The organism is Chromohalobacter sp. 296-RDG (assembly GCF_029889885.1).
GTDB lineage: Bacteria > Pseudomonadota > Gammaproteobacteria > Pseudomonadales > Halomonadaceae > Chromohalobacter.
Window position 1 is genome coordinate 18833 of sequence record NZ_JARANY010000030.1, and the last position, 12119, is coordinate 30951.

A 12119-nucleotide genomic window follows, 5' to 3' on the forward strand; every position below is an offset into this window, starting at 1 on the left:
GGGGCGTTTGCGTTGGTGATGGCCCTCGTCCCGGAGGACTCAGGCGCATCAGGAGGAGATGCTTATCCCTCGCGCTGGCCGTCGACGAGACGCTTCAGGCCGAGGCCGTTCGCTTCCTTGAGTGCCTTGGGAAGCAGCGAATCGGAGAGATTCTGATAGCACACCGGACGCAGGAAGCGGAAGATCGCGGCGCTACCCACGGAGGTGGTGCGTGAATCGGTCGTGGCCGGGAAGGGGCCGCCGTGAACCATGGCATGGCAGACCTCGACACCGGTCGGCCAGCCGTTGGCCATGAGGCGACCCGCCTTGCGTTCCAACGTGGGTAGCAGCTGTGCTGCGTCTTGGGTATCGCCTTCGTCCATCTGCAGGGTGACTGTCAGTTGGCCTTCCAGTGCTTCGGCCACGCGCTTCATCTCGTCCATGTCGTTGCAGATGACGACTAGAGAGGTGGCGCCGAAGACTTCTTCCTGCAGCGATTCATCGGCCAGCACATCGGCGCCTTGCGTGGTGAAGAGGCCGGCCTGGCACTGGTTCTCGCCTTCCCCGGCAAGGCCGCGGCCTACTTCGTTCACCTTGGCGTTGCCCGCCAGCTTGGCGACGCTCTGCTCGTAGGCCGAATGAATTTCAGGCGTCAACATGGTATTCGCAGGCGTGTCCTTGAGCGCCTTGCCAGCTTCCTCGATGAAGCTATCCAGTGCCGGGCTCTTTAGACCGATCAACAGGCCGGGGTTAGTGCAGAACTGGCCTGCGCCCATGTTGAGCGAACCGACAAAGGCTTGGGCTAGGTCGGTGCCGCGTGCCTCAAGTGCTTTGGGCATCAGGAAAACGGGGTTGATGCTGCTCATCTCGGCGTAGACCGGAATCGGCTCGGGACGCGATTGCGCGGCTTGTTGCAGCGCCAGACCACCCTTGCGCGAGCCGGTGAAACCGACTGCCTTGATGTTGGGATGCTTGACCAGCGAGGTACCCACGTCGTAACCGGCATCGAAGAGCATGGAGAATACGCCTTCAGGCATATTGCACTTTTTGGCGGCGCTTTGGATGGCGCGCGCCACCAGCTCGGAGGTGCCGGGATGCGCCGAGTGTGCCTTGACGATTACCGGGCAACCCGATGCCAATGCGGATGCGGTGTCACCACCGGCCACGGAGAAAGCTAGTGGGAAGTTGCTGGCGCCGAATACCGTGACCGGTCCCAGCGGAATGTGGCGCTGGCGAAGATCTGGGCGCGGCATGGGTGTGCGTTCCGGCAGCGCCGGATCGACGCGGACATCGAGCCATTCGCCAGCACGCACGACACCCGCGAAAAGGCGCAGCTGGTTGCAGGTACGTCCACGCTCACCTTCGAGACGTGCGACCGGGAGGCCACTTTCGCTCATGGCACGTTCGATCAAGCCACCGCCCAGATGTTCGATTTCCTCGGCGATGGTTTCCAGAAACTTGGCCCGCTCCTCCAGTGAGGTTTCCCGATATACATCGAAGGCATCCCAGGCGAGCTGACAGGCGCGCTCGACCTGCTTGTTATCGGCACTGGGAAACTCGGGTGGAAGAGTCTCCCCATTGGCGGGGTCTACCGCCTGGAAACTAGTGCCGGGGCCGGCTGCGATGTCTTGTCCGATAATCTGCTTGCCTTCCAATATCATGCTTGCCTCCTGGCATTGATGGGCATATGTGAGACATGGCGACGCTGTGCGCTAGAGTCAAGGGGCGTTTTCTCGCATCGATGTTGCAGCGTGCTCCTTGGCACCGCGTGCGACTTGCATGTCATCGAGAGTGCTGTTTTGGATGGATGTCATGGCCAGACGCAAAGCCCCCGGGAGCAATATCGTGGGGCGATCCCGGCCATGGTGTTGAAACGCTGATAATCAAGCGCCGGGACGCTGCCGTACGAGATAGTTCAGCAAGGCACCACTACCGAATTGCCAGGGCCGAATGCGGTCACTGGTGTCGACGCGATTGACCAGCGCCCCGAGTGTAGGCGTGGCAATGGTCACTACGTCTTCGAGGTGGTGAGTGAAACCGCTACCTTGGGTATCGCGATCCTGTGTGGGGGCGAATAATGTCCCCAGGAACAGCATGAAGCCGTCCGGATACTGGTGATGCGCCCCCAGTGTCTGGGCGACGAGATCGAGCGGGTCGCGACTGATCTGATTCATCGAGCTCACCGCGTCCAGGTGAAAGCCATCCTCGCCTCTGACATCCAGCGTTACCTCCAGGGCGTGGACACTGTCGATGTCGAAGTCGTCATCGAACAGGCGTACGAAGGGGCCGATGGCGCAAGAGGCGTTGTTGTCCTTGGCCTTGCCCAGCAACAGGGCACTTCGCCCTTCGACATCGCGCAGATTGACGTCGTTGCCGAGCGTGGCGCCGCGTACCTGGCCGCGCGAGTCTACCGCCAGCACGACCTCGGGCTCGGGGTTGTTCCACTTAGAGGCCGGGTGAATACCGACCCGGTGCCCCAGGCCGACCGCCGACATGGGCTGCGATTTGGTGAACACCTCGGCGTCGGGACCGATGCCGACTTCCAGGTATTGCGACCAGACGTCGAGCTCCACCAGCTTGGCCTTGAGGGCCTCGGCCTCGGCGGATCCCGGCGTCAGCCGGGAAAGGTCGTCGCCGATCAGCGAGGTAACGGTCTCGCGCAATGTCGTGGCTTTCTGGCTATCGCCGCGCGCTTGCTCCTCGATCACTCGTTCCAGCATCGATGACGCAAAGGTTACCCCGCAGGCCTTGATTGCTTGCAGATCGCAGGGCGCCAGAAGGTGCCAGGTGGCGGGGTCGCCCTCGGCATCGAGCGAGGCCTCCAGGCAATCGCTGACCGTGAGAAGCGGTGCATCCGGCGCCTGGGCGATGCGTGTTGATAGATCGTCGAATTCCAATAGGCCGCTGAACGTGGGGGCCAGTGCGCTGATATCGTGCAGCATGCCGTCACGCACGGTGACCAGGCGGGGGCCTTGTGCATCGGGATCCCACACGCGTCCGATCAAGCTATCGTTGCCGGCATCCTGTGGGAGAAACGAGTGAAATTCATTCATGGGGGCGCCCTTGGATTCGTCGCATCAGACGGTAAATGTTGAACATAGTGATTACATGTTCAACATAGACTTTGGTATACCCCTTGCAATCTACCCTAAGCACTCGGGCTGCTGGTATGGGGGGTGATCGACACAGTCATCTCGATGTTCGTTAGATAAAAGTGGATTTTAATCAGTATCCTGACAACTCGTGTCGGCATTGCCCCCAAGTCTTGATGACTCTTCCTGAAGAGGATGGGAAAGGCTCGATATTATTTTTGATATTTTTTTTTACATCAAAGAAGGTCTTTTTTGACATTATTCGGTTATTGAAAGGGGCGTTTATGGTGTTGGCAACGCTAATGCGAATGCCATGAGAAGGAGCCCCTGATGAGTCAGTCCCCCCGCCGACTGCGCAGTGCCGAGTGGTTCGGCACGGCCGACAAGAACGGCTTCATGTATCGCAGCTGGATGAAGAACCAGGGCATTCCCGACCACGAATTCCAGGGTAAGCCGATCGTCGGTATCTGTAATACCTGGTCGGAGCTCACCCCTTGCAACGCTCATTTCCGCAAGCTCGCCGAACACGTCAAGAAAGGGGTGCTCGAGGCGGGCGGTTACCCGGTTGAATTTCCGGTGTTCTCCAACGGCGAATCCAACCTGCGTCCCACTGCGATGTTCACCCGCAATTTGGCGAGCATGGATGTCGAGGAGGCGATTCGCGGCAACCCGCTCGATGCGGTGATTTTGCTGACCGGCTGCGACAAGACCACCCCGGCGCTGCTGATGGGCGCGGCGAGCTGCGATATTCCCACTCTCGTGGTCACTGGCGGCCCGATGCTCAATGGCAAGCACGAGGGCAAGGACATCGGCTCGGGCACCGTGGTGTGGAAGCTCTCCGAAGATGTGAAAGCCGGCAAGATCTCGATCCATGACTTCATGGCCGCCGAGGCGGGCATGTCACGCTCCGCCGGTACCTGCAACACCATGGGGACCGCCTCGACCATGGCCTGCATGGCCGAATCTCTGGGCACCTCGTTGCCCCACAATGCGGCGATTCCGGCGGTGGATTCGCGCCGCTATGTACTGGCGCATCTCTCCGGTAATCGTATCGTCGAGATGGTCCACGAGGATCTCAAACTCTCCAGGGTGCTGACCAAACAAGCCTTCGAGAACGCTATTCGCACCAACGCGGCCATCGGCGGTTCGACCAATGCGGTCATTCATTTGCAAGCCATCGCCGGACGCATCGGGGTCGACCTGACGCTGGACGATTGGACGCGTATCGGGCGTGGCACGCCGACCATCGTCGATCTGCAGCCCTCGGGGCGCTATCTGATGGAAGAATTCTACTATGCGGGTGGCCTGCCTGCCGTATTGCGCCGCCTCGGCGAGGCTGACCGGCTGCCGCACAAGGATGTTCTGACCATCAACGGCAAGACGTTGTGGGAGAACGTCGAGGATGCGCCGCTCTACAACGACGCCGTGATTCGTTCTCTCGACACGCCGTTGCGCGAGGATGGCGGTATGTGCGTGATGCGCGGCAATCTCGCGCCCAATGGTGCCGTCCTCAAGCCCTCTGCGGCGACTCCCGAGTTGATGACGCACCGTGGCCGTGCCGTGGTTTTCGAGAATTTCGATGACTACAAGGCGCGCATCAACGATCCCGATCTCGATGTCACCGCCGACGATATCCTGGTGATGAAGAACTGCGGGCCGCGCGGCTATCATGGCATGGCAGAGGTCGGCAACATGGGATTGCCGTCCAAGCTTCTCGAGCAAGGCGCCACCGATATGGTGCGGATCTCCGATGCCCGCATGAGCGGCACCGCCTACGGTACCGTGGTACTGCATGTGGCGCCGGAAGCCGCTGCCGGGGGGCCGCTCGCGGCGGTTCGTGATGGCGACTTGATCGCCCTCGATGCCTATGCCGGCACGTTGCATCTGGAGATCGACGATGTCGAGCTTGCTGCGCGCCTGGCCGAGGCCGACCCTACCGCCGAGTCGACCCGAATCGCTAGCACCGGCGGCTATCGCCAGCTCTACATCGAGCATGTGCTACAAGCCGATCAAGGCTGCGACTTCGACTTCCTGGTGGGATGCCGTGGTGCCGAAGTGCCGCGTCACTCGCACTGAGGACTAACGATAAAAGGCGAGTATGAAAAACGAGAAGGCGGCTCATTGAGTCGCCTTCTTGCGTTGCGGCGTTGTTCGGGGCGGGGAAGCAGAGTCTCTACACCTATCGGAGTATGTTGAACATACTCGCAATATGTTTGACTTACATAGGAGCCGATTGTTCTTTCGAGAGGAGATAACCTGATGTCCGCCGACAATCGCCGCATGACCCCCGATCAACTGCGCTCGCGCTGGTGGTTCGACAACCCTGAGCATCCGGGGACCACTGCGCTGTGCATCGAGCGCTACATGAATTACGGCCTGACGCTGGAGGAGCTCAAGAGCGGCAAGCCGATCATCGGCATCGCCCAGTCGGGCTCCGACTTGACGCCTTGCAATCGTCATCACATCGATCTGGTGAAACGCGTCAAGGATGGCATCCGCGCCGCTGGGGGCGTGCCGTTCGAGTTTCCTCTGCATCCCATCCATGAAAATGTGCGTCGGCCGACGGCAGCGCTGGATCGCAACTTGGCGTATCTGGGCTTGGTGGAAGTCCTGCATGGTTACCCGCTGGATGGCGTGGTGCTGACCACCGGCTGTGACAAGACCACGCCCGCCTGCCTGATGGCGGCGGCGACCGCCAATATTCCGGCGGTCGTGCTCTCCGGCGGGCCGATGCTCAATGGTTGGCGCGGCACTCAGGAGCGCGTGGGCTCGGGCACCATCATCTGGGAACTGCGCAAGCGTCTCGCGGCGGGGGATATCGGCTACGAGGAATTCTTGTCCCGCGCCACCGATTCGGCGCCTTCCGTGGGCCACTGCAACACCATGGGCACCGCCTCGACGATGAATTCCATGGCCGAAGCATTGGGCATGAGCCTGCCGGGTTCGGCGATGATTCCGGCGCCCTACAAGGAGCGCTCGATGGTTGCCTACAAGACCGGAACGCGCATTGTCGACATGGTGTGGGAAGACCTGCGTCCGCTGGATATCATTACCCGCGAGGCCTGTGAAAATGCCATCGTGGTGTGTTCGGCGCTGGGCGGTTCTTCCAATGCGCCGGTGCATATCAATGCCATTGCGCGTCACGCGGGGCTCGAGCTGACCAACGACGATTGGCAGCGCCTCGGGCATGAGATTCCGCTACTAGCCAACGTGATGCCGGCAGGGATCTATCTTTCCGAGGAGTTCCACCGAGCTGGTGGCGTGCCCGCGGTGCTCAGCGAACTGATCAAGGTTGGGCGTCTGCACGGCGATGTGCCCACGGTCAACGGCAAGACATTGGCGGAAAATACGGCCGGGCGTGAAACGCTGGACGACGATATCATTCGCCGCTACGACAACCCGCTGGTGGAAGAGGCCGGCTTCATCAACCTCAAGGGCAATCTGTTCGATTCGGCGTTGATGAAGACCAGCGTGATTGCCAACGACTTCCGGCGGCGTTTCCTGAGCCAGGCCGATGACCTGGATGCTTTCGAAGGCAAGGTGGCGGTATTCGACGGCTCCGAGGATTATCATGCGCGTATCGACGATCCGTCGCTCGAGATCGACGAGAACACCATCTTGATCATGCGCGGTGCCGGGCCGATCGGCCATCCGGGGAGTGCCGAGGTCGTCAACATGCAGCCGCCGGAGGCGCTGATCCGTCAAGGCATCGAATCGCTGCCGTGCATTGGCGACGGTCGTCAGTCGGGGACCTCGGGCTCGCCCTCGATCCTCAACGCGGCCCCCGAAGCGGCGGTGGGCGGCGGCCTGGCGCTGCTGGAAACGGGCGACCGGATTCGTATCGATCTCAAGCGTGGCGAAGCCAATTTGCTGCTCGATGACGCCGAGCTGACGAAACGTCGTCAGGCGCTGGAATCACGCGGCGGTTACATCTATCCGGTGGATCAGACGCCTTGGCAGGAGATTCAGCGCGGCATGGTCGAGCAGCTCGATCATGGCATGACGCTGGGCCCCGCCACCAAGTATCGCGATGTCGCCCGCCAGAGCCCGCCCCGCGACAATCACTGAGTCTTCACTACCCCGTACTCACGGCTAAGGACTTATTGCTAAGGACTTTGGCCACTGAATCGGGCGTCGCCATGCGACGCCCGGTTGGCTTTGCGGGAGACAGGATTGGGCGCGTGTCAGGTTTCGGACAACAGCTCGGCGCTATATCCAAGCGGTGTGTCGGGGATCTCCAGCCCCAAGGCGCTGGCGGTGCCGGCAAGTACGGCCTGCGAGGCGCGAAACGCATCGCGTGGCCGGCGTGCGCGAATACTTTCCATCAGTGACCGGTGGCGTTCCAGACTCTCCGCCGGGTCGCTGGCGCTGACGTTCGAGGTCTCGATCAACAGCAATATCGAGGGTCGCAGAATGTGCGAAAGCTGTGACCAGACGATGTTGTGTGTGGCCTTGAAGATCGCCACATGGAAGGCGATGTCATAGTCGCTATGCAGGCGGCCGTCACGGTTGACAGTGGTATCGTCGAGGTCACTGCCCATGCCGTTGAAGGCCTCCTCGATGGCAACCAGGTCATGCGCCGTCGCGTGCTTGGCGGCGGTCATGGCGACATAGGGCTCCACGTCCAGGCGAAAGGCCAGAATCTCGCGCTGTACACCGGGATTGGGCGCCGCATAGCGGGTCATCCACTCGGTGACTTGAGCATCGAGAATGTTCCACTCCGGATACTCACGGACCTTCGAGCCGTGCCCTGAGATGCGTTCGATGATCCCGGCATCGACCAACTGGCGCAGATCGCTGCGCACCGCCGAGCGATTGAGGGCGAAGCGCTCGCACAGGTCGACTTCGCGCGGTACGAAATCTCCCGGCTGATATGTGCCGGAGAAGATCTCCTTTGCCAGCGCCTCGGCGACGCAAGGGCGTTTTCTGGATGGGGATTGCTTGCTCTTCACGTGACATCGTTCCGAATCATTTCGTTCACGCTGGCATATGTCGAACATTTCGACAAGGCGCCGATGGTTGGTGGCCATGCGCTGCGTGCCGCTCGTCGGGCGATGTTCGTTCGATACGCCGAAGCTAGCTGGATGAAGCTAGCTGGAGGCCGTCAGACGCTCCCCAAGCGCGGCCATGAAGGCATCGGCGGCCTCGAGCTGGGCGACGTCCAGATATTCGTCGGGTTGGTGCGCCTGAGCGATGCTGCCGGGGCCGCAAATGACCGTGGGCAGGCCGGCGCGTTGGAACTGACCGGCCTCGGTGGCATAGGCCACGGCTTCGTTGTTGGTAGCGCCCAGCAATGCATGACAGAACTCAAGTGCCGTCTGGTTATCCCGGTCGGCCAGGGCGGGTACGGTCTCGGTCAGGTGGTCGGTGTGGATGTCGATCTGCGGTGCGCGTGGGCGCAATTCATTCATCAGCGTTTCGGCGTAGTGCTGCAAGCGCTCGAACAAGGCTTCGAAACCGTCCGTCGGCAGATGACGGATCTCCCAGTCGAAATGACACTCGCGAGCCATGATGTTGATCGCCGTGCCGCCTTGGATCTTGCCCACATGCAGGCTGGAGTGGGGCACGTTGAAGAGTGGATCGACACGGCCCTCCGCGACCAGCTCCGCCATGATGTCCTCGATGCGCGTCACCAGGCGGGCCGCCACATGCACGGCGGACACGCCCTGACGTACCTGACTGGAATGCGCCTCGCGGCCGGTCACCGTGGTACGCAGATTGGTGATGCCTTTCTGGGCCACCACCGGCGCCATTAGCGTAGGCTCGCCGACGATCACCGCCGCCGGCGTCGGCGTATCGGCCATCAGGCGCTCGATCAAGCGCGGCGCGCCCAGGCAGCCGACTTCCTCGTCGTAGGAAAACGCCAGGTAGATGGGGCGCTGCAAGTCGAGCGTTTGCCACTGCGGTACCTGTGCCAGTGCGCTGGCGATGAAGCCTTTCATGTCGCAGCTACCGCGGCCGTAGAGGCGGCCATCGTCCTTGCCGGTCAGCGTGAAGGGATCGCTGCTCCAGGGCTGGCCGTCTACGGGTACTACGTCGGTATGCCCGGATAGCACCACACCGCCCGCCACCTCGGGGCCGATGCGAGCCAGCAGGTTGGCCTTGCTGCCGTCATCGTTGGCGATACGAGTACACGGCACGTCATGCTCGGCAAGGTAGGCCTCGATGAAGGCAATCAATTCCAGGTTGGAGTGTCGCGATACGGTATCGAAGCCAATCAGGCGTTCGAGCAGGGCAGTGGTGTTGGACATGGTGGCCTCCCCGGAGGATGTTTTGCGCCAGCCTAGCACGCCGATGTCGCGTCACGTCACTTTGACGGTGGCGCGAGCGTACGCCATCTTGAGAGCGTCCATACATCCAGTCAGGAGAGTACCCACGTGAGCAAGATTCTCGTCCTTTATTACTCCAGTTACGGGCACATCGAGACACTGGCCAATGCCGTCGCCGAAGGCGCACGCGACGTGGCCGGTACCCAAGTGGATTTGTATCGCGTGGCCGAACTCGTGCCCGCTGACGTCGCCGAAAAATCCGGCTACAAGGCAGACAGCACTGCCGCCGTACTGGATGATCCCGGTCTTCTGGCCGATTACGACGCGATTCTCGTCGGCACGCCCACGCGCTTTGGCAACATGGCCTCGCAGATGCGCAATTTTTGGGACAAGACGGGCGGTCTCTGGGCGCAAGGCAAATTGATCGGCAAGCTGGGCGGCGCCTTCACTTCCACCGCCAGCCAGCACGGTGGGCAGGAAACCACGCTGACCTCGATTCACACCACCTTGCTTCACCACGGCATGGCGATCGTCGGCGTACCGTATTCCTGTGCGGCGCTGAGCGAGCTCGAGGAAGTCTCCGGTGGCACGCCCTACGGCGCGACGACCATCGCCGGTGGTGACGGCAGCCGCCAACCCAGCGAAAATGAGCTCACCATCGCCCGCTTCCAAGGCCAGCATACCGCCGAAATGGCCGCCAAGCTCGCCGGCTGAGCGCCGTTCGAAGCGCTTCGAAAGACGCCAAAACGCCGTGCCTTCGGGCGCGGCGTTTTAGTGTCAGGGATAGGTACACGAAGTGCGTTTTTTGGACACGTCGCCTAGGTATTTACCCCGTCCTACTAAGGGGCAGGCGTTTTCTGTCCGTTCAGTGCCCGGATAGCGGCGACGGTGTCATCGATGGCGTCAGGATCGAGTATGAGACCGATGTGGTCGATTAGCGGATATGGCGTCGCTCGGCTCAATGACTCGGATACCGCCTTCGTTGCCGACAGAGCCATCGATGGCAAAATAGCACGCAATGCCTGGCTATCGAGAGCTGATCTCGCAATGCTGTGCTATGAGAAGTGAGCCGACATGTTCACGCCATAGCCACTTCGTTATGATGTGTACACTAAACGCCATTTTCTCGACACGTCGTCGAAACATGTCGATGCTATCGACATAAGCTGGTGACGTGTCGATTTTAAAGAGAAAAATGAACATGAGCTGGCGCCCCGACGAACCTCACAACACGTTGCCTACGCTACCGCCAGCGGAGGAGCTGGAGACATCGGCAGTGCTTAAAGCCTGCATTCCCGCCCGTACGGCCTTGGCGGAGCTGAAACAGGCGGGGGAACTGCTGCCCAATCAGGGGTTATTGATCAACCTGCTGCCCTTGTTGGAAGCGCGTGACAGTTCCGAGATCGAGAACATCGTCACCACCACCGATCGGCTATTCCAATTCGCCCAAGAAGATACACATGCCGACCCGGCCACCAAAGAAGCTCTGCGCTATCGCACAGCGCTGAGTAGTGGCTATCGCGAGCTGGCTCAGCGACCGCTATGCACCAACACGGCGGTGGAAATCTGCAGCACTATCAAAGGCGCCGACATGAAGATCCGTCGCGTACCGGGTACCACTCTGGCTAATCAGGCCAGCGGTGAGGTTATTTATACTCCTCCCATGGGAGAAGAAGCCTTGCGGGAGATGCTGGCGAACTGGGAGTGCTACTTACACGAGGAAGATGGCGTCGATCCGCTGATCAAGATGGCCGTAGCCCATTATCAGTTTGAAGCGATTCACCCCTTCACCGATGGCAACGGGCGCACCGGCCGGATACTGAACATACTTTATCTAATCGAGCAGCAACTGCTCTCGCTTCCCATCCTGTACCTGAGTCGCTATATCGTGCTCAACAAGGCTGACTACTACCGCCTTTTGCTGTCGGTAACGCGCGAAGGGCGGTGGCAGGATTGGCTGCTTTATATGCTCAAGGCCGTGGAATACACGGCACGCTGGACTACCGACAAGATTGCGGCGACGCGGGAGTTGATCGAAGAGACAACGCGTTATATCCAGTGCGAACTTCCAGGCGTCTACAGTCATGAGCTAGTGCAGGTCATCTTCGAGCAGCCCTATTGCCGTATCGGCAACTTGGTGGAACGCGATATCGCCAAACGCCAGACGGCCTCTATCTACCTACAGCAGCTCTGCGAGATCGGGGTACTGCAAGAGATTCGAGCAGGCCGAGAGAAGCTTTTCGTTCACCCCAAGCTGGTCAGGCTGATGATCGAAGATGGCAACGAGGTGGCGCCGTATCCGGCAACATGATGGGCCCACAAAAGAAATGACTAAATACTTGAATACAGGACTATCAGGGGATATATGCCCAGTTTCCATACTCGTTCGTTGTGCGAAGCGCTGTTGGGCGTCGCGGGGATCTGGCTTCTGGTAAGGACCCTTTCGAACCAGGCCACGTCTCTCTATATCGCCTGGTCCAGTTCGTCGATGGCGCAAGAAGCAGAAGCACCGAATATGCTTGCCATCCAGGGCGTGCATTTCCTCGTCAGTGCATTGTTGGGAGCGGTGCTTATCCTGGCGCGCAAGCCGATCAGTCGATGGTTAACACCGCATGAAGCCGAAGTCTCAGCCTCGTCGGCGACTCTGATTGCCGTGGGGGCTGCCATTATTGGTATCGGTTATCTAGCAGCAGGGCTGAACACGCTGGGAACGCATTATGCGCGGCTGGAAACGCTGGGTACTGTCAGCCCTGAAAGGCTCTGGCGTGGCGGCCTCTCC

Annotated in this window: 9 protein-coding genes; 5 read left to right on the plus strand and 4 right to left on the minus strand. The window is 60.5% G+C overall.

Features of this window, described 5'->3' with window-relative positions; translation table 11 throughout:
- Positions 1-62 precede the first annotated feature (62 nt).
- On the minus strand, positions 63-1640 hold the full coding sequence (locus OP495_RS11490; RefSeq protein WP_280569332.1) for an aldehyde dehydrogenase (NADP(+)): 1578 nt from the start codon (positions 1638-1640) through the stop codon (positions 63-65).
- A 222-nt stretch (positions 1641-1862) separates the two neighbouring features.
- Positions 1863-3032: a fumarylacetoacetate hydrolase family protein gene (locus OP495_RS11495; protein WP_280569334.1), complete on the minus strand. Its 1170-nt coding sequence runs from the start codon at positions 3030-3032 to the stop codon at positions 1863-1865.
- Between the two features lie 369 nt (positions 3033-3401).
- Between OP495_RS11495 and OP495_RS11500 the strand changes: the two genes are divergently transcribed.
- Together OP495_RS11500 and OP495_RS11505 are read left to right on the plus strand one after the other, a co-directional pair.
- Positions 3402-5147 (plus strand): IlvD/Edd family dehydratase, encoded by a 1746-nt coding sequence (locus tag OP495_RS11500; protein ID WP_280569336.1) that lies wholly within the window; start codon positions 3402-3404, stop codon positions 5145-5147.
- A gap of 183 nt (positions 5148-5330) precedes the next feature.
- Complete coding sequence (locus OP495_RS11505) at positions 5331-7139, plus strand: IlvD/Edd family dehydratase (RefSeq protein ID WP_280561705.1); 1809 nt, start codon at positions 5331-5333, stop codon at positions 7137-7139.
- Positions 7140-7255: 116 nt separating this feature from the next.
- Here OP495_RS11505 and OP495_RS11510 read toward each other — a convergent pair whose 3' ends face one another.
- Together OP495_RS11510 and argE are read right to left on the minus strand one after the other, a co-directional pair.
- Positions 7256-8071, minus strand: a complete 816-nt coding sequence (locus tag OP495_RS11510) for an FCD domain-containing protein (protein ID WP_280561899.1) — start codon at positions 8069-8071, stop codon at positions 7256-7258.
- Between the two features lie 90 nt (positions 8072-8161).
- On the minus strand, positions 8162-9322 hold the full coding sequence (argE, locus tag OP495_RS11515; protein ID WP_280561704.1) for an acetylornithine deacetylase: 1161 nt from the start codon (positions 9320-9322) through the stop codon (positions 8162-8164).
- Positions 9323-9448: 126 nt separating this feature from the next.
- On the opposite strand from argE, the gene wrbA reads away from it, so the two are divergent.
- From wrbA to OP495_RS11530, 3 genes are all read left to right on the plus strand, one after another.
- Entirely contained in the window at positions 9449-10054 is a 606-nt protein-coding gene (gene wrbA / locus OP495_RS11520) for an NAD(P)H:quinone oxidoreductase (protein ID WP_280569338.1), read from the plus strand.
- 487 nt (positions 10055-10541) lie between these two features.
- The gene (locus OP495_RS11525) at positions 10542-11651 is read left to right on the plus strand and encodes a Fic family protein (RefSeq protein WP_280569341.1); all 1110 of its coding nucleotides are present in this window, start codon (positions 10542-10544) and stop codon (positions 11649-11651) included.
- Positions 11652-11705: 54 nt separating this feature from the next.
- Positions 11706-12119, plus strand: a 414-nt coding sequence (locus OP495_RS11530; protein WP_280569342.1) for a hypothetical protein, incomplete at its 3' end; no start/stop codon positions are given.